15 protein-coding genes are annotated in these 18890 nt (G+C 50.1%); 7 read left to right on the top strand and 8 right to left on the bottom strand.

The features are described from left to right. Window positions 1-424: 424 nt before the first annotated feature. Genes Q8M98_04395 through recJ form a run of 7 tightly spaced genes read right to left on the bottom strand, consistent with a single transcriptional unit; the run spans window position 425 to window position 7244 of the window. On the bottom strand, window positions 425-1255 hold the full coding sequence (locus tag Q8M98_04395) for an N-formylglutamate amidohydrolase (protein MDP3113999.1): 831 nt from the start codon (window positions 1253-1255) through the stop codon (window positions 425-427). Beyond that, window positions 1252-1905, bottom strand: a complete 654-nt coding sequence (locus tag Q8M98_04390; protein ID MDP3113998.1) for a hypothetical protein — start codon at window positions 1903-1905, stop codon at window positions 1252-1254. The genes Q8M98_04395 and Q8M98_04390 overlap by 4 nt, the downstream gene beginning before the upstream one ends. Further along, the gene (locus Q8M98_04385; protein MDP3113997.1) at window positions 1902-2765 is read right to left on the bottom strand and encodes a glycine--tRNA ligase subunit alpha; all 864 of its coding nucleotides are present in this window, start codon (window positions 2763-2765) and stop codon (window positions 1902-1904) included. Before Q8M98_04385 ends, Q8M98_04390 begins: the two co-directional genes overlap by 4 nt. After that, window positions 2766-3161, bottom strand: coding sequence for a MerR family transcriptional regulator (locus Q8M98_04380; protein MDP3113996.1), 396 nt, complete (start codon window positions 3159-3161; stop codon window positions 2766-2768). Then, window positions 3161-4675, bottom strand: coding sequence for an apolipoprotein N-acyltransferase (lnt, locus tag Q8M98_04375; GenBank protein MDP3113995.1), 1515 nt, complete (start codon window positions 4673-4675; stop codon window positions 3161-3163). Before lnt ends, Q8M98_04380 begins: the two co-directional genes overlap by 1 nt. Beyond that, on the bottom strand, window positions 4672-5520 hold the full coding sequence (locus Q8M98_04370; protein MDP3113994.1) for a hypothetical protein: 849 nt from the start codon (window positions 5518-5520) through the stop codon (window positions 4672-4674). The genes lnt and Q8M98_04370 overlap by 4 nt, the downstream gene beginning before the upstream one ends. Then, entirely contained in the window at window positions 5517-7244 is a 1728-nt protein-coding gene (gene recJ / locus Q8M98_04365) for a single-stranded-DNA-specific exonuclease RecJ (protein MDP3113993.1), read from the bottom strand. The genes Q8M98_04370 and recJ overlap by 4 nt, the downstream gene beginning before the upstream one ends. Before the next feature lie 484 nt (window positions 7245-7728). Here recJ and Q8M98_04360 point away from each other — a divergent pair, with 484 nt between their 5' ends. The 7 genes from Q8M98_04360 (at window position 7729) to Q8M98_04330 (ending at window position 17442) form a co-directional block, all read left to right on the top strand. Continuing rightward, window positions 7729-10203, top strand: a complete 2475-nt coding sequence (locus Q8M98_04360) for an ATP-binding protein (GenBank protein MDP3113992.1) — start codon at window positions 7729-7731, stop codon at window positions 10201-10203. Beyond that, a complete protein-coding gene (locus Q8M98_04355) occupies window positions 10196-11542 on the top strand; it encodes a sigma-54 dependent transcriptional regulator (GenBank protein ID MDP3113991.1) in 1347 nt (448 codons plus the stop codon). Before Q8M98_04360 ends, Q8M98_04355 begins: the two co-directional genes overlap by 8 nt. A gap of 873 nt (window positions 11543-12415) precedes the next feature. Further along, window positions 12416-13477, top strand: coding sequence for a type II secretion system F family protein (locus Q8M98_04350; GenBank protein MDP3113990.1), 1062 nt, complete (start codon window positions 12416-12418; stop codon window positions 13475-13477). A gap of 8 nt (window positions 13478-13485) precedes the next feature. After that, window positions 13486-15261, top strand: coding sequence for a GspE/PulE family protein (locus Q8M98_04345; GenBank protein ID MDP3113989.1), 1776 nt, complete (start codon window positions 13486-13488; stop codon window positions 15259-15261). Then, window positions 15262-15690, top strand: coding sequence for a hypothetical protein (locus Q8M98_04340; protein MDP3113988.1), 429 nt, complete (start codon window positions 15262-15264; stop codon window positions 15688-15690). After that, a complete protein-coding gene (locus Q8M98_04335) occupies window positions 15690-16262 on the top strand; it encodes a hypothetical protein (protein MDP3113987.1) in 573 nt (190 codons plus the stop codon). The genes Q8M98_04340 and Q8M98_04335 overlap by 1 nt, the downstream gene beginning before the upstream one ends. 1 nt (window position 16263) lies before the next feature. Next, window positions 16264-17442, top strand: a complete 1179-nt coding sequence (locus tag Q8M98_04330) for a LamG-like jellyroll fold domain-containing protein (GenBank protein MDP3113986.1) — start codon at window positions 16264-16266, stop codon at window positions 17440-17442. Here the strand turns inward: Q8M98_04330 and Q8M98_04325 are convergent. After that, window positions 17432-17977: a GyrI-like domain-containing protein gene (locus Q8M98_04325; protein ID MDP3113985.1), complete on the bottom strand. Its 546-nt coding sequence runs from the start codon at window positions 17975-17977 to the stop codon at window positions 17432-17434. The genes Q8M98_04330 and Q8M98_04325 overlap by 11 nt on opposite strands. Between the last annotated feature and the right edge of the window lie 913 nt (window positions 17978-18890).

Raw genomic sequence — 18890 nt, 5'->3', positions numbered from 1 at the left:
CGGATATTTTCCGTTCCATGATTATGGAATTACCGACGTCCCCGTCGGTTCTTGTTCGCGGGATCGGTTACAGAATTGTGGATCGATTACAGAATTGTGGATCGGTTTACAGAATTGTGGATGGTTTAGAGAATTGTGGATGGTTTAGAGAATTGTGGATCGGTTTACAGATTTGTGGATCGATTACAGATTTGTGGATGGTTTAGAGAATTGTGGATTGGTTACAAAATTGGTGGATGTGTCAGGTTCATCGCTACTGTCGCCGACGGGGACGTCGGCGTTCCATGATTATGGAATTACCGACGTCCCCGTCGGTTCTTGTTCGCGGGATCGGTTTACAGATTTGTGGATCGATTACAGATTTGTGGATGGTTTAGAGAATTGTGGATTGGTTACAAAATTGGTGGATGTGTCAGGTTCATCGCTACGGTTGCCGACGGGGACGTCGGCGTTCCATGAGGAGGCGTTCCATGAGAACGATCTGATATGTTTCTTTCAACCAGCGCCGCACTGCATGGAAAAACAGAGACTTCAGCTCCTCGAAAGCGGGAGCAAACAATTCCCCGCTCCATTCATCCATGAAGATCTTCTTAAACTCGATCGCAAGACAGATGAGGCGATCCGAATAGTGATGATTCAGCCAACGGGAAAGATACCCGCCGGTGAATTTGACATCTGAGCGGCAATCGATCGTTCCACCTTGAAAGGAGGCTGAGCTCAAAAGATCGCAAAGGCTTTGCGCTGCTGGATAGTGCTTGTGATCCAAGTTGCTGCGTCCGATGATGATATCCGGGTTTTTGATTTGGGGATCGGGAGGAGCGTCTTTTCCTCCGCGGCGGTGATTGAAGCTGTGCAGATCGAGCACCAAGAGAAATGGATGGATCGCCAGCAGCCGATCTATTTGATATTTAAGGAGTTTATACCAATCGTCATAATCAATTTGCAGTTTTAATAGAACGTCATCCGGGATGGGAGTCCTGCGCACTTTCAGACCCCAGCAATCTTCCGGTACAATGTATATAGCCTTGTCCCGCACGCGGTTAAGATCTACTGCGAATCTGCTGCTGCGCGGAAGGATGCGATTTGGAAAAAGCTCCGCGATCCGGTCTGTATAAGGATCCTCTTCCCGGAAACGCTCAGCTTTGCCGATTCCGCTTATACTGAGCAATTCCTCCGGCAGGTGATGCCCGCTGTGTATAGCTAATGCCAGAGCTGGAACTTTGTCATTATCAAAGATATAGCTGCTGCGGATCACAGCTCCCAACTCTGCACGCGGATCATCAGATTCTCCAACATCCGGAGGTAGGCATAGACGTCCTGGAGGTCCTTAACCCGCGCTCTCAGGAATTCGAGATCGATTCCGCAAATCTGCGCGGCGGGGGCGATCGCGCTTTCCAGATCCTTGGGAACCGTCTTGTCCGTAAGTGCAAAAAAGCCTTTCACAACGGGGTAGAGCGCGAAACGTGACATGTTTATGACCTCTTTTATGCGTCTGATCCGCTTGGGATGTTCAAGCACCGCCTGGCGCGTGAGCAACCAGTTGCCTTTGAGTTCGCGTTCCATCTGCAGGCGGACGTCCATCTTGGCAAAGCGCAGATCCGCTAACATGTCCTTTTTGGCAAAGAGGTTGCGATAGCTTGAACAGATATCGATAAACTCCAGCGGATAGGAATCCAAAGAGGTTTCGATAAAGAGACGGTTGATGATCAGTGGTTCTCCAAGGTGGTTTTTTTGGATAAAACGCACCACCGGAGCCAGCGCTTCAAAGAAGTTCTGCGGATCCTCCTCAAAGATGAGAACTGCGTGTTCGATTCCGTCATATCCTTTGCGGACAGGCACTTGCAGAAGCTGTGACTCGAGGGCGGAAAGGGGGTTCATGATATTTTCATAAGCGTGTTTCTTCATGGTGTCTCCTTGGCGGCGTTTTCATATTTTTCCAGATAGGCCTCTGCCGTTTCGCGTGCCAGATTACGGATCTTGGCGATATAGGCGGCGCGTTCGGTGACGCTGATCACACCGCGGGCGTCCAACAGATTGAAGGTGTGGGAACAGCGTAGCAGACTGTCGTAAGCGGGATAGACGAGCCTTTTTTTCAGCAGCGCGACGCATTCCTTTTGGTAATCAGAGAAGAGATCAAAGAGCAGAGCGGTGTCCGCAGCGTTGAAGTTATAGTCTGAAAACTCCACTTCCCGGTTGAAAAAGAGTTCGCCATAGCGGGTATTGTCGTTCCACTTCAGATCGCGATAGTCGTCGATATCCTGAATATACATCGCCAGGCGTTCGAGACCGTAGGTCAGTTCCACGCTCACCGGGAAGAGATTCATCCCCGCAACCTGTTGAAAATATGTAAATTGACTGATCTCCATGCCGTCCAGCCACACTTCCCAACCCAGTCCCCAGGCGCCCAATGTGGGGGATTCCCAATCATCCTCAACGAAGCGGATGTCGTGTTTTTCGATCTCCACTCCGATGGCGGAAAGGCTTTTCAGATATAGGTTTTGGATGTCTTCGGGACAGGGTTTGATGATCACTTGAAACTGATAATAGTGTTGCAGGCGATTGGGATTTTCGCCATAACGTCCGTCTTTTGGACGACGGCAGGCTTGCGGATAGGCGATGGAAACCGGTTTCGAGCCCAGGGCGCCAAAGAAGGTTGCCGGATGAAAGGTGCCGGCTCCCATTTCGATGTCATAGGGCTGAACCAAGTTGCAGCCTTGCTTTGCCCAATATTGTTGCAGGGTGATGATGATATCAGCGAAGTTCATCTATGTGTTCCTTTTCAATTGTTCGCATTGGATTTTAATGGACAGGAGTTTTTCCCGCAGTTCGCCAAGCAGTTGTTTGGCAGTATTATCCGCGATTGGGGCTGTTTGTTTTGGCACGGGGGATTCGATGGTCTCGGAAACGGGTTCGCCTTTACGCGCACTGCGGCGCTCAGCTTTGAGTTTCTGCCTCGCACCTTCGATCGTAAAGCGTTGATTATAGAGCATATCCTTGATCCGCTTGAGCATCTGGATGGTCGGCTCGTCATATTTTCGGATGCGCCGTTCTTCGCGTCTCGGACGGATAAAGCTGAATTCGGTTTCCCAGAAACGGATCACGGAGGGTCTCAGATCAAGGAGATTGCTCACTTCGCCGATAGTGTAAAAGTGTTTTTTCATCAAAGCCTCACTTTCCGATCCGGCGTCCTTTTAAATAGCGACGCGCCAAAAAGCAACAGCGTCAGGATCACAAAGAGCCAGGGATAGGGATGGATACGACGGATGATGGGAATCGTCGGAGTTCTGTAAAGGTCAGCGCTAATGTTCTTTATTTCAAAGAGATCCGCTCTCGCGATGACTCTGCCCAAAGGATCAATGATTATCGAGATGCCGGTATTGGCGCTGCGGTAGATTTGGATGCGGTTTTCCACGGCGCGGAATTTCATCATCATCGCGTGTAGCCAGGGACCGTAGGAAGTTCCGAACCAGGCGTCATTGGTGATATTGACCAGATAATCGCTTTTTATCAGACGCCCTGCTTCCTTGCGGATTGCCATGCGGTGGTTGATTCCTGCAAACGCGGTCTCATAGCAGATCGAGGGAGAAAAGATATAGTCCCCGCTTTGATAATAACATAGCTCGGTGCCGAACTCCCAGTTTGCCTGACCGAACTGTAGTTTGGAGAGGAAGGGAAAATATGCCAGCCAGATCATGCGTTCACCGATGGGAACAAGAATGTTTTTGTGATAGATCTTATCCGGCGGACGTTTGGGCTTGAAAAGCGTAGCAGCGTTGTAATAATACTTATCGGCAAAGTGGCTTGGCGGCGCGGGTGCGTAATCCGGAAAGCCGGTGAAGACATCGACATTGGCGCTTTCGATGATTTCGTAGAGATCATTCAAGCGTGAATAATCGTGCGTCAGATAAACCGGCATGGCGGCTTCGGGCCAGATGACCAGTTTTGCACCATCCTCCGCGGCAGCGAAAGTGAGCTCATGATAGCGTTTCAGGATCATCTGATATTGATCTTCGTCCCACTTATCTTCCTGAGGGATAGATGGCTGCATCACCTGAATGCCGGCATCGATCCGTCCCATTTTAATGCTGTTCATCCTGAAGACTCCATAGCCCACCCAGGACACGAAAATCAGGACAACCGCAAGGATGCTCCAGCCCTTCCGCCTTAAAAGGCGGTAGAGCCCGAGATTGACCAATAAGATGAGCAGGGAGATCCCAAGCACGCCACCGAGATCGGCAATCTGGATCAAAACGGTATAGTCCGCAAGCGAATAGGCGGTGTTGAACCACGGAAAACGGTTCTCACCGAAGTTTTGCAAAAACTCGAAGCTCAGGATTCCACACACAAAAGCTACGTAGCGCCAGCGCGGAACCACGAGAAACACCCGCTGGATCATATAGAAAACGATAAAATAAAACCCGGCATAGAGAATAATGAGGCCGATCAACCCGCCAATAGTGACGCTGCCAACCCAATAGAACACGACTCCGAGATAGATCAGCGAAAAGATGAAAGACATCTGCAGCAGTCTGCGGGCAGAAGTGCATCCGCTTTCAAAGATCGCCAGCAGAGGGATCCAACCTACAAAAGCCAGCCAGCCGAGATGCAAAGGCAACCTGGACAGCGAGAGCATCACCACGCCAAGCAGCAAAAGCAGCATGTTTTTTAGCTTCATTGGATATTCCTTTCATAGCGGAGCTGATAGACTTTTACGTAGCCCTCAAAGGGGATAGAGAGATATTCGCGGTAGAGGGACATGGCTCCGCTGCTCTGCATTAAAGGTATCGGCGTTTGGGTTTCGGAGATCCGCAATAGTGAGCTGTAAGTGGCTGTGTCTTTAAGCTTTTCCATTGAAAGCGGATTGTTGAACGAATCATAGACAAGCTGTCCCGACTGGCTCTGTTTAAATTGCCCAAGGGTGAAAAACACCTGGCTGTCATTCTCCGAGACGCAATACGCCACAATATAATCTCTTCCGCAAGAAAGCGCAGACACGCGCGAAAGCTGGAACTTGCCAAAGCGATAAAGCACTGAGGCGTCGAACAAAGAATAACAAATGATTTCCTGCATGGCGGCATCATAGACGAAGATGTTTTGTTCTCCGCCGGGGCAGAAATACTCCGGTTGCTGGGTTTCGGATAATGCGATCTCGCTGATGTATTTCCCTTCTGGGGTGAATTTCTTGATCCGGCGGTGCATGGTATCCAAAACCAGCAGACTGCCCTCTGAATCCAAAGCTATATCGCTGAGACGCTGGAAGTTGATGCGCTCAAAGCCCAATCCGCCGATGCTGTTGATGCGGATGTTTTCCCTATAAATGTGGATCTCGTGGGTCTCGCGCTGCAGCACGAAAAGCGTGCCTGTGCGCGGTTCATAGAGTGCCTTGTCGTTGTTGCCGGGGCTATCCTGAGTCATGATTTCAGCGATGGAGGATATGTCCCTTCCCGCGGAAAATCTTCCCGTTGCGCAAGCGGATAGCAGGATCGCCATGATCAGGACAAACAGACCGGCAGGTTTCATTTGACTGCTCTCCGATAGTGAATGTCCCGCAGCTTGCCCTGGATCGTGGTTTTATTGCCAAAACGGTTATATTCGAGTGTGTAGGCGATGTCCAGAATGCTGTTCTTTTTGATCAGAGTGAGATAGTCACCGAGGTTGTAGCCGATCAAATCAAGCGTGACGCCGTCTTTGACCACCTTCAGTTTGAGATGGTTGCGCCCAACGTTGTAGGGATAATTTGCCACACAGACGTTGGTGGTGAGGAAAACGGGGCGGTTGTTTTCCGGTCCGTAGGGAGCGAAGCGTTCCATCCAATCCAGCAAGAACTCGCTGATGTCATATATTTCTATTTCATAGTCAATTACGAGCGGCGGTTTGATCTGCTCAAGTTTGAGATTCTCAGAAACGTAGCGAGTGAGATCGATCTCGAAGCGGTCGATATACTCCTGATAGATGGTCAAGCCCACGGCATATTTGTGTCCTCCGAAGCTGTGTAGATTGTGCTGGGTGTGTTTAAGTGCGGAAAAGAGGTCAAAATCCGCAACGCTGCGTCCGGAGCCACAGCCAAAACCTTCCTTGAAGGAGATCATGATCACGGGGCGATAGTATTTTTCCACGAGCTTGGATGCCACAATACCGATCACGCCTGGATGCCAGTCGTCCGAAGAAATGACCATGCAGGAGGTGCTGTTCATGTCCTTATATTTCTTTTCGATGATGTCGCAAGCCTCGAGGAAGGTTTTTTGGTCTTCCTGCTGGCGCAGAGAGTTTTGTCTTTCAATGATTTCAGCCAGTTCCATGCTTTGCGCTTCATCGCAGGAAATGAGAAGTTCCACGGCGGTGGAGGCGCTTCCCATGCGTCCGGCGGCATTGATCCTGGGAGCGATGCCAAAGACGATGTCCGTGGTGTCCAAGGTCTTATGATTCAATCCCGCAAGCTGGATCAGGGCGTTTAAACCAAGGTTTTTCTTTGCGATCAGATGCTGCAACCCGATTGAGGCGAAGATGCGGTTTTCATCGATCAGGGGAACGATATCCGCGATCGTGCCCACCGCCACGAGATCCATGTATTTGAGCGAATTCTCGCTGGTGTTGATGCCCATTCGCTCATAGATCGCCATCAAAAGTTTGTGCGCCACGCCCACGCCCGCCAGATGTGGAAAGGGATAGGGACAGCCGGGCAATTTGGGATTGATAATCGCCAGCGCCTTGGGAAGCTCTTCCTTGGGATTGTGGTGATCGGTGATGATGATCTCCATCCCCATTTCGTTGATGGCTTCAATTTCCTCAAGAGCATTGACGCCGCAATCCACGCTCAGGATCAACGAAGTGCCGTTTTCCTTGAGCTGATCGAGACTGCTTAGCGAGAGTCCATATCCATCGATCATGCGGTGGGGGATATAGAAATCGATCTGAGCACCGATCCGTTTCAAGCCAAGCAGCAGAAGCGCCGTGGAGGTGGTTCCATCCACATCATAATCACCATAAATGGTGATGTGCTCTTTGCTTTGGATCGCGCGGATGACTCGCTGCACCGCTTTTTCCATCTCGGGAAAGAGGAAGGGATCGTATTGTTGATCGAGCTGCGGCTCAAAGAAAGCCCGGATTTCAGCTTCAGTTCTCAAACCACGTCGCCAGAGGAGCTCTGAAATCAGCTTGGGACACTTTAACCCATCGCTCAGTTCTTTGATGCGCGCCTTTTCATCGGCGGATAGAGTTTTTGGTATTACCCATTCCTTCTCCATTTAGACACCTTATTATTTATAGATTTAAAGTCAATTTCAGCGGAAAGAGATCAAGCATCACTTCAGACTTCGTTGCATAACAACGCACAATATCAATTTCTTATCACTCCTATCCATTCCAACACTAAAGATATGGAAAGCGAAATCCTGTAAAGCTTTTTTTTGGGGTATCTGCCAATTTCGTAAATCATCCACAAATCTGTAACCGATCCAGCGGACATGAACCGACGGGGACGTCGGTAATTCCACAGGCGCACGAACGCCGACGTCCCCGTCGGCAACACGAAGAAGCTTTATCCCGTCGGCAACAGTAGCGATCAACATGACACATCTGCTAATTTCGTAAATCATCCACAAATCTGTAACCGATCCTGCGGACATGAACCGACGGGGACGTCGGTAATTCCATAGGCGTGCTTTTTTTCTTGACAGTTAACAAGCATAGTAGGAAACGTTCCAGAATAGATTTTTCCTTGGAGTTCACTTGCGAAGATTTAAGATCGTTCCGTTCTGTTTCATGCTAATTGTCCTCTTCGGATGCCAGCCATTCCGCAGGATCGTCACGCACGAACTGGTGTTGGAAGAGGTAAATCGCATCGATGAACCGGTCAAATCCTGGATCTTTGGAGATTTGAAAGGCACGGAAGAGGATTTTCTGATCACTGCGGACACGCAGGCGATGAACCTCTATGCCATCTGCGTTCAGAACCAATGCGGAAAAGTGGTTTCCCAGATCAACCTTGGTGCCAAGATTCGCGGGCTCAGGGTTTTGAGCGATCCCAGAGACGACTCCCGCTGGCTTTTTTTCACCTACAACGACCAACGCAGCGTGACCATCGCCGCGGCGCAGTATCAATGGAAGATCCCCTTGCAGCGCGAGGAGAGGATGTTTGAAAGCATCCTACGAACGGACAGGCATTTGGGCAACCCGAACTTTGAATGGTTAGCGATGGTCTATCCTGAAATACTCGCCGATATTGATGGCGACGGACGCCTGGAGCTCGTATGCAGAATGATTGATGGCTTTACCGTAAATCCCCGCGGTCTCGTAGTTTACGATTTTGAAACGGGCAGAATCAAGTGGCGCTTTGATACCAGCACTTCGTTCAACAGTGTTTTGTTCGACGATTTTGACAACGACGGCAACAGGGAATTCATCCTCTCCAACTTTGCTTTCAGAAACAGCATGGAAGTGAAACACGGCATGGACGACTCCAGCGGTTGGATCATGGTTTTGGACAATAAAGGAAATCGCCTTTACACTCAAAAGGAATTTGACGGATACGGACAAGTCCATCTCACCACGGCGGATATCGATCAGGACGGAATCAAGGAAATCTATGTGGTAAACACGACCTGGGGCTCGGAAAACATCCGCAATTCCGTTTCCATCCAACATTGGGACGGGAAAAGGCTGAAAAAGAGCAAGAGCTGGGCGCAGCCTTCCACCTTTGAAAGAACCGTCGTGGCACCGATCATGAACGAAATGGACAATGCCCACACCCGCAGGATTTTGTTAGTGGACAAGGGTTTCGGCTTGGTGGTTTTGAACGAGAATTTGGAGAAGGTCGAGCACAGCTATACGGACTTCGTCAAAGTGATCTGTGCGGTGGAGGACATCACGCAGGAAGGAAACAAAGAGATACTCCTGCTGACTGAAGACAACCATTTTGCCGTATTGGACAGCAAAATCAACCTGGTCGCCAAGATCAAAAACCCTTTCCCGGACAGCGATCAAGTCTCCGCACATATCGTTAAAAACGGGTTTGCCAAGGAACGATTGATCGCGATCGTCTCCCCCCGTGAAGTGCATTATTATCGTCTTAAACTATTGCCGCTCCCCCTGCTTATCTATCGGTTTGCCGAGAAAAACGCCATATTTATCAGCATCTTGTTTGGATTCATCATCCTTGCCCTGCTCATCCACTACTTCCGGCGTCGCAGGATGTTTATGTTGGCGACAAACACTCTCAGCCAGGGCTTGATCCTCCTTTCCACAAAGAATCACATCTGTTTTGCCAACCAATATGTGCGCGACCTGATCAGCGGCAAGGAAACGCATGGCAAGCATCTGCACATCAATAGTTTGCGTGAATCTCTGCCTGATCTCTATACTGCGATGGTGGAGTTTTGCGATGGTTCGGAATCCGCCAAAAACCTGGAAATGAAACTCGGTGAGGAGAGACTCGAACACAAGGTAACCATCTTCAAACTATACGGCTTGCGCAAACGCTATATGATCACGCTCATTCCGCTCCGGCAAATTTCGGAACTGGTTCAGGACAAACTCCTCTGGGCGGATATCGCCAGACGCCTCTCTCATCATGTCCGCCGCCATATCACGAATGTCCTCCTGGCGCTCAATCTTTTGCAGCAAGGCGAGTCTGGCGAGGACAAAAGCGCTGAATACATCAAGATCATCAAGGACGAGATCGACAAGATCAGGGTCTTCACCCACGCTTTCCAACGTTTCACCGAGCTGAAGGACTATGATCTGAAGCGGCAGGATATCATTCCCTCGGTGGAACACTGTCTCTCCCGCATCCATATTCCCGAAAACGTCCGACTGATCAAAAACTGGCAGCTAAACTCGCTGGAAGCGTTTATCGAACCGATCCGCTTTGAGGAAGCCTTGACCAATCTTATCAACAATTCCCTGGAAGCCATGCCCGATGGCGGCATCCTGCATATCACGATCAATGAATTTCCCCTGCACGACTGTCCCAAGGGCGCTCTGACCGTCCTTGTGGAGATCGAGGACAGCGGAATCGGAATTCCCCAGAAATACATGGAGGAAATCTGGCGTCCCTTCTTTACCACCAATCAATCCGGCACCGGCATCGGCATCCCCGAATCCCAAAAGATCATCGATTCCATGGGCGGATCGATGAGCATCTCCAGCGAAGAGGGAATCGGCACGGTCGTATCTATCTGGCTGAAAGGAAGTGTCCGTGAATAATATCCACGTTCTGTTGGCTGACGACGATCTCATCTTTTGCCGTCTGGTAAAACCTATTTTGCTCAAGGAAAACTATGAAGTGACCGTGGCAAATAGCACGAATGAAGCTCATAAGATATTGACCGATACAAAAATAGACGTCATTATGTTAGATATGTGTTTTCCCTCTCTCAGGGACGGCTTTGCACTCCTGGATAAGGTGCATTCCGAGTATCCGGAGATCGTGATCCTGATGATATCCGGCTCAGGACACATACCCGATGCCGTATTGGCAATCAAGAACGGCGCCAGCGACTTCATCGAAAAACCGATCGAACCGGATCACATGATCCTGAGGTTGAAAACCCTCAGCGAACGCATCCTCGCCGCCAGAAGCATCCATCAATTGGAAAAAGCCGCCATCGGCATGGTAGGTGTATCCGCTGCCATGAACCATGTCTTCGAAAGCATCATCAAAGCTGCCCGTTATGACTGCCCGGTCCTGATCACCGGCGAGACCGGTGTGGGAAAAGAATTGGCGGCGCATGCCATCCATCGTCTCAGCGAACACGGAGCAAGAAGCATGGTTTGCATCAATTGCGCCTCCGTGCCCAAGGAACTCTTTGAAGCAGAACTCTTTGGCTATGAAAAAGGAGCCTTCACGGGAGCGGAAAAAGCACATCGCGGCTATTTTGAATTTGCCCACAACAACTCCTTCTTCCTGGACGAGATCAGCGAATTGCCCTTTGTCCTGCAAGCCAAGATGTTGCGCGTCATTTCCGCCGGCGAGATTCAAAAAGTGGGCGGCACCGTTCAGCAAGTCAAAACCCGCATCATCAGTGCCACAAACCAAGATATCGAAGCTCTGGTAGCGGCTAACGAATTCCGCGAAGACCTGTTCTATCGTCTGAACACCCTTCACATCCACATTCCTCCCCTGAGAAACCGCAAAGAGGATATCCCCGCCCTCGCCACAGTGTTCGTGAACGATTTTTGCAACCGCAATAACATCTCCCCGAAAATGATCAGCCCCACCGCTCTGGGTTGGCTCATAGAGCAAGAATGGAAAGGAAACTCACGGGAGCTGAAAAATATCCTCGAAAGAGTGGTAATTTTTACCACAAACGATAGTCTTGACGTGGTAAATTTCACCACACCACCCGATAAAACTTTTATGGACAACGGTTGCGGCGAATCTCAGTCCCTTCGCAAAGCCATGCTCAACTTTGAAAAGATGTATATCGAAATGTATCTCAAGATAAATGACTATAACATCAGCAAAACCGCGGTGGCGATCAAAACCGACAAATCCAACCTCTTCAAAAAGATCCGCGCCCTGGGTATCCTACTGCCGGATTGACCTCCAGCGCTTCCCATTGGGGTGGGGAATTCCGATTCCCCACAGAGACTTCGCTTTAACCCAAAACTCCGCCGTTGACATGTGGTAAAAGCGTTAAATCCTTTACATGCGGAGTTTTAAGTCAAAGACTGGATTCCAGCCTTCGCTGGAATGACGGGTCACCCATTCATCCGTTCACCCATGCACCCATTCACCCATTCACCCATGCACCCATTCACCCCATCTTCCCCCTTTGCATTACGGAATCAATACGGACTCATTACGGACTAAGTCCGTATTGACTCCGTAATGCTCACGGGGAAGGATAGGCAGAATCAATCCAAGTGCCTAAAAATACAACGATATAGGCAAATATCAAGAATGTCTGTCAAAAGTAAATAACCCCGGCAGCAAATTGTCATGTGGTAAATATTACCACGTCCACCAAGCGCTGAAACTATCTAAACGCCAACCGGACAGCATGTTATCACAATACTCTCATTTGGCTTCAATCATGCTTTATAATAGGTAATTAGGCAACGACACTTCGTAAGGAAAGGGCTATCAACTGTGTGGTCTGCAGGCGAGGTTTGTAGGTGTCCGTATCTTGAAACGTGTTGACAGGAAATACCGGTGGCTTGCCGGCGGTTGATCTTGAGAGCGTTGTAGGGTACTTGCTGTCCGGGATTCGGTTTTTTACCGGATCCCGGTATTTTTTTAGCTCAAGTTTGCCCACTCTTTCCCATAGAAGACTACTGATGCCGCAGTGCATCGTTGGTAAACTTAAAGAGGATAAGATTCTTTACGGTAAAAAATCGAACGCTATCTATGGCATTCCAAGCTGGAAAAGCAGGAATCTGAAAGCTGGGCTATACAAATTTTAAGATCAAACCGGTGCTCATCGACTTGCACTTCAAACCGGGCATACAGGACGTCATGATGTTCATCCAGCTTTCCACAAGTATGCTCAAGGATAAAATGAGCTTTGGCGCCGTTTTGGATATGTTGGCGGACGAACAAACCAACCGCACCATGCGTGAAACGCTTTTGCAGATCGAGAGTCAGCTCAAAGCGGGAGGCGAGGGCAGAGAGGTCTTCAACATGCACACCGGCGTCTTTGGCAAGTTTCCTGCATACATGCTGGGAATTGCTACCCGCAGCGGAAACATCGCCGAAGTTTTCGAAGCCACGGGCAAATTCCTGCAGCGGGATATGGAGATTCGCAAGAGCATCAGGAAAGCTATGATCTCTCCTTTCTTTGCCGTTTTAGCGACCTTAGGCGCGGTGGGTTATTATGTTCAGGAGATCTTTCCCTCCACCGCGGAGCTTTTTCTAAATTACAACATGCCCCTGCCTTCGATGACTCAGGCGACTCTGGAACTCAGCACCTGGCTAAAAATGTATGGCTTGTTCATTCTGATCGCGGTCAGTGGCTGCGTCGGTGGTTTCATCGCTATGAAACGAACGGATCGGGGGAGGTTATGGTATGACGAACACATCATTCGTCTGCCGTTGATCGGGCATTTGATCCACAAATCGTCAATCGAGATCTATTTTTGGGTCTTTTCCACAATCTATACCGGCTCGGGGGACAATATCGACATCATTCGCATTTCTGCCGAAGCCTGTAGAAATACATGGATGGAACGGCAGATCAAGACGGTCTCGATACCCATGATGCTGGAAAAAGGTGAAGCTTTCGTGGAAGCGATGGAGGCATCGGGAGTATTTACCAGAACTGTGATCACCCGTCTCAGAACCGGGCAGGAATCCGGCAATGTGCTGCAGGCAGCACAACAGATAGCGAAATTCTATGAAGCCGAAACCACCTACAAATTGGGCAATCTGATCGAGTATATTCAGACTCTGGTGGCTCTGTTTATCGCCGTCGTGATTTCGCTATTAACCTTGATCTCAGCAGAGATCGCAACTATCACTCCCCCCCCCGGATTCTGAGGTATGTGATGAGCGCTATCGGCAGATTTGGCAAATACCTTGAGGATACTTTCAGGTTTGAGCCGGGAATCATTGCGGACGCGATGGTTCGCGTCGGAGGGCACAGCGGCAATTCGCCCTATGCTCTTGCCAGTATCTTGGTCAACGAATTCAGGATGGAACACGATCGTGTGTATCAGGCACTCGCAAAATACTATGCTTTCGATGAAATGCAAGTCGATGTGGATAGTATGGATTGCACCCAGCTCTGCCAAATGATCTGTATCCACAACCGGATCGACCATGCCTTTTTGGACAAGCTGTTTCAATCCAACATCGTTCCCTACCGGCTGGTGGGAAAACGCAAGGAACTCTTGCAGGTGTTGACGGCAAATACATCCGATCCGCTGCTCCACGAGATCGAGCTGCAAACGGATTTTAAATCCACCGATATTTGCTGGTGTCCCCTTTCTACGATCACGAGCCTGATCTTCAAAAGCCTGAATCCCACGGCGGAACTGAGGAAGATGCTATCCGGGGACACCCAGACCATCATCGAGAGCAACCACATGTTGGAGGAAGTGGATGATCAGGCGGTGGATGAAGCGATCAACAAGAGCTTTCTGGTGGAACTGTTTGAAAATGCGCTGGCAGCGGCGGTCCGTAGCGACGCATCGGACATCCATGTGATACCCAGCGGCAAGTTTTCCGTGGAATTGTACCTCAGGATAGACGGACAACTGCAGCTTTGGCACCGGCAGGAAAATACCCCTCCCGAAGCTTTGTCCGCAGTGATCAAAGACCGCAGCGTGGGCGTGGATCGCTTTGCACGGGACAAAGGACAGGATGGCTATGCCCAACGTATGATAGACGGGCATCTGATCCGGTTTAGGATTTCGATCCTCCCCATTGTTTCTCCGGAATTTGAAAGAAGATTTGAGAGCATCGTCATCCGCGTGATCGACGACCGTAAAGTGATCTCGGATTTTTGTTTGCTGGGCTTTCAACCCAAAGCCGAACAGGAATTTATCAAATCCATCCATACTTCCAAGGGAATTGTGATCGTGACGGGGCCCACCGGCTGCGGTAAAAGCACTACTCTGATGGCGGCGCTGAACAACATCATCAAACCCTCGATAAACGTCCTCACTTGCGAAGACCCGGTGGAATATGTCATCAAAGGCGCAAGGCAGCTAAAGATCGGATACAGTATGAGCTTTGACGAAGCCATGCGTCTGATCCTGCGCCACGATCCAGATGTAGTGATGGTGGGCGAGATTCGAGACCGGATAACCGCCGATATAGCTGTCAAGCTGGCAAACACGGGACACTTGACACTCACGACCCTGCATACCAACGATGCCCCTTCTGCCATAACCAGGCTTTTTAAGATGGGCATCGAACCATTTTTGCTGGCATATTCCATCAACATCATCATCGCCCAGCGCTTGGTGCGCAAGCTTTGCGACCGCTGCAAGAAACCCGTGAACCGGGAAATGTATCCTGCTGCGTTGGAGCTGGGCTTTGGTATCGAGGAGCTCGAAACCGGTAAAATCTTGATGCCGGTGGGCTGTCAATATTGCAACGACGGATTTCGCGGCAGAGTAAACATCGCCGAAGCCTTGTACTTCTACTCGGAAATCCGTGCCGAAATTATCCGCTCCTCGCATGAAATCGACGAAGAGTGTATTCGGAGCATCGCCGAAAAGCACGGCATGCTCTCCATGCGGGATTCGGGGATCCAGAGAGTTCGCGATGGACAAACGTCAATATGCGAGGTGCTTTATGCCACCGCGGAGGAATAGATGAATCTGATGGAGATGATCTGCGTGCTTTTGGCAGTGATTTTTTTCACCTCCGTGGCGCTAATTTACAACAACAGCTCATTCAGACAAAAACAAAATCTCTATGATGCCAATTCCTTCGTGCAGGCATCGATTCTGGCGCACGAAGTGCTGGATGAAGTGGATGCAAAGCTGTTTGCCAAGAGAATCAGTTTTGACCAGATCATTGGCAACTACAACGCTACGAGGCAGCGTCACCTGCCGCACGTGGGCGAGACTTATCAATTGACCATTTCCGCAGTGCAGACGGATTCGACAGGCGTGCCCCTAAGCACACCTTTCGAAGGGAATGTTTTTACCCGAGTCTCGGTTTTGGTCTCTCCCTCTGCCGGCATGCGACATCCGCTTACCATGAGCCGTCTCTATACAAAGACCCATCTGAGCCTCTGATGAGCATATTGATCGACATCTTGGGGGCAATGGTGATCGGCAGCATGCTGATCCTGATGATGTTCAGCTTTCAGTATCAACTGAGCGACACCACCAATTCCGCTATCTACATGGCAGGCATGGTGGAGCACATGCGAACGGCTTCGACGCGGCTAAACGGAATCGTCGCCTTGGCGGGAATCGGTTTTTTGCCGGAAAATACCGTCGTTGTCGCGGATACGAACCGGCTGGAATTCAAAACCAAATGGGACTACGCGGGGAATACGATCAGCACAGTTGAGAATCGCTTGGTATTGACTCTGTCCAATGTGGACACGCCCCTTGGAAAAGCGCTGATCGTTACCCAGAACGGTACTCAGCTCAACGACCTGGGCTATATATTCTGGGTGGACCGGCTTTTCTTTCGATACTATGATATAGACGACGCCATCACCACAGATCCTTCGCTGGTGCGATCCGCCGATCTGTGGTTAACCTTTCGGCACAACGCTCCAACCTTGGGAAGGCAATCTCTGCATACCAAGCTGCAAATGCGTTGCTATTTCATGAATGCCTACCTGGCGGGAGGATAAAATGGGCAGAGCAATTCTGTTGATATCACTGATGGTGGGCACCATCTATGGCGGCATCATGCTGAGGATGCAAAACCGGATTTTGAAGCTGCCGCAGATGAAGATCATCCAACTCATTGAGAAGGAATCCGAATGCGTGAGCGATTTTGCGCTGCGAACGGCAGTGCGCAACAGCGTCGATTTGGGCATTCAGGCTCAGGCGGGAACACTCGTAAACCTGACTCAGCGTTTCACAAACTATCAGATCGGAAACTGCACGCTGGACAGCATCCAGTATATTTTCACCGGCAGCGGAACTCAGTATCGGGCGATCACTCATGTTCGGGGAAACTTGCATGGAGCTCAGATCTATTATCCGGCCGAGATAGCATTTAATTTCCCCATGTCATCGCTGATCGGCAAACCCAACGCGTTTTACCTGGAGATGGATCAACCCCAGTTCAACCCCTCACCAAACTTTAACCACGTGATCGATACTTCTCCAAACGCCAATCATGGTATGTTTTGGGGTGATGTGACCACCCGCCCGATGGGACAGGGAGTGAACGGATGGAAATGTGCCAGCTTTGGCTCCGGCGGGGGTTGGATAGATTTTGCAGGTCATTCCAGCATGGTTGTGAGCAGCAATTTCTCGCTCATCTCATTTGCCAAGATCAGGGAAGGCAGATCTGTTTCGACCATCGTCTGGCTGGCTTCGAATCCCTATGATACAAATGTAGCCAGTGGAATCAATCCCGGTCAAAATCTCTGCTACAAACCCACCGGAGGGATATGGTACAGTGGTGGAAACATCCATTTCTCGGCTGTGAATACCGCTTATCAACAAGCGACCGTCTCGGTTCCTTTCACGCCCCTGGGACGTTGGCCCCACAATCGGGATCAATGGATTTTCTTTGGGCTCACTTTTGCCGACGGAGTTTTGAAAGCCTATATCAACGGTCTGCCGGTAGGAACTGCCACTACCAGTCTGCCGTTGCCCGCAATCCCAAGTACCCATGGCTTTTCAATCGGTAGAAAGGACATCCCCAATCTCGGAGCGGGGGGCGTCAGCGAATATATGTATATGTTTGGACTCATCGACCAAGTTGGTTTGTATAGACGCACTTTGACCGATTCGGAAATGAATGGTATCTATAACGAGATCATCAGCCCGGCTTCAATGAAATACATCAAAGACTGATCGGCACCCAGATCTCCAACAAGGAATCTGCGGCACCGAGCTTGTAGCGTGCATCGTACTTTTCGAAGACATCCTGGGGAGCGGGCTTGTATTTGCTTTTGGGAAACCAATGATTGAAGATGTGACTGTAGGTGTGATTGATATCCGCAATCGATCCTCGGTGTTCAAAGACCAGATAGGTTGCCGAAGGAACGGTGTGTGCATTCAGAGGTTCGGGAGTTTTTCCCAAGGACTTCACTTCAGACCCCACGAGATAGTAAAAGCCTTTCATGGTGGCGGGATCAAAATCCTTGCCAAAATACTTGATGCCGTATTCGACTCCATAGACAGGCTCAGGAATCTTGGCGTTTAGTCGGTAATAATCTATCCATAATTGAGTCAGCTTAGCCCCGTCCAAAGAATCCTTGAGCTGCAGTCCCATCACGTGAAACTCGCCCCGCTTTTCGATCCTTGGTTCGGTGAAACTGGTTTTTTGCGCTGAAAGCATGACAACAAGCAGGGCAAACAGGATTATCATTAGGTTTGATTTGTTCATTGGTTCTCCAATTGATACTTTTGGCGCACGTGAATATTGGACTGTCTCAGTGTCAAGCAAAACATGCCAATGCCTTTTTGCATGGCGTTCCATGAGATTATGGAAGCCGAATTCTGATTCGGCTATGCGCCTATGGAATTACCGACGTCTCCGTCGGTTCCTGTCCGCAGGATGGTTTACCGATCGGCCATGTTGATCGCTGCTGTCGCCGACGAGGACGTCGGCGTTCCATGAGATTATGGAAGCCAAACTCTGATTCGGCTATGCGCCTATGGAATTACCGACGTCCCCGTCGGTTCCTGTCCGCAGGATGGTTTACCGATCGGCCATGTTGATCGCTGCTGTCGCCGACGGGGACGTCGGCGTTCCATGAGATTATGGAAGCCAAACTCTGATTCGGCTATGCGCCTATGGAATTACCGACGTCTCCGTCGGTTCCTGTCCGCAGGATGTTTTACCGATCGGCCATGTTGATCGCTGCTGTCGCCGACGGGGACGTCGGCGCTCCATGAGGTGGCGTTCCATGAGGTGGCGTTCCATGAGGCGGCGTTCCATGAGGCGGCGTTCCATGATTATGGAATTACCGACGTCCCCGTCGGTTCTTTTCCGCAGGATGGTTCCTGTCCGCAGGATCGGTCACAGATTTGTGCATGGTTTACAGATTTGTGCATGGTTACGAAATTGGTAGATGTGTGATGTTTATCGCTGCTGTCGCCGACGGGGACGTCGGCGTTCCATGAGGCGGCGTTCCATGAGGCGGCGTTCCATGATTATGATAGGGGTAGGGGAGTTATCCATTACTGGCTCCCCTCCCTCCGAACCGTACGTGCGGTTTTCCCGCATACGGCTCTCCAGAAAACAGGTATCTCATGTAAGAGACCGGCATAATTCACTGTGGGCTTCGGTTAATGAG

It is taken from the genome of Candidatus Cloacimonadaceae bacterium (assembly GCA_030693415.1).
In the GTDB taxonomy this organism is placed as follows: Bacteria; Cloacimonadota; Cloacimonadia; order Cloacimonadales; family Cloacimonadaceae; genus JAUYAR01.
This window is presented reverse-complemented; position numbering and strand designations above follow the sequence as displayed.

Bases quoted from the DNA above. Each gene is read 5' to 3' on its own strand.
- Q8M98_04380 (MDP3113996.1), bottom strand. From the start codon at position 3,161: ATGAAAAAACACTTTTACACTATCGGCGAAGTGAGCAATCTCCTTGAT.
- Q8M98_04340 (MDP3113988.1), top strand. From the start codon at position 15,262: ATGAATCTGATGGAGATGATCTGCGTGCTTTTGGCAGTGATTTTTTTC.
- Q8M98_04390 (MDP3113998.1), bottom strand. From the start codon at position 1,905: ATGAAGAAACACGCTTATGAAAATATCATGAACCCCCTTTCCGCCCTC.
- Q8M98_04385 (MDP3113997.1), bottom strand. From the start codon at position 2,765: ATGAACTTCGCTGATATCATCATCACCCTGCAACAATATTGGGCAAAG.
- Q8M98_04335 (MDP3113987.1), top strand. From the start codon at position 15,690: ATGAGCATATTGATCGACATCTTGGGGGCAATGGTGATCGGCAGCATG.
- recJ (MDP3113993.1), bottom strand. From the start codon at position 7,244: ATGGAGAAGGAATGGGTAATACCAAAAACTCTATCCGCCGATGAAAAG.
- lnt (MDP3113995.1), bottom strand. From the start codon at position 4,675: ATGAAGCTAAAAAACATGCTGCTTTTGCTGCTTGGCGTGGTGATGCTC.
- Q8M98_04345 (MDP3113989.1), top strand. From the start codon at position 13,486: ATGAGCGCTATCGGCAGATTTGGCAAATACCTTGAGGATACTTTCAGG.
- Q8M98_04325 (MDP3113985.1), bottom strand. From the start codon at position 17,977: ATGAACAAATCAAACCTAATGATAATCCTGTTTGCCCTGCTTGTTGTC.
- Q8M98_04330 (MDP3113986.1), top strand. From the start codon at position 16,264: ATGGGCAGAGCAATTCTGTTGATATCACTGATGGTGGGCACCATCTAT.
- Q8M98_04370 (MDP3113994.1), bottom strand. From the start codon at position 5,520: ATGAAACCTGCCGGTCTGTTTGTCCTGATCATGGCGATCCTGCTATCC.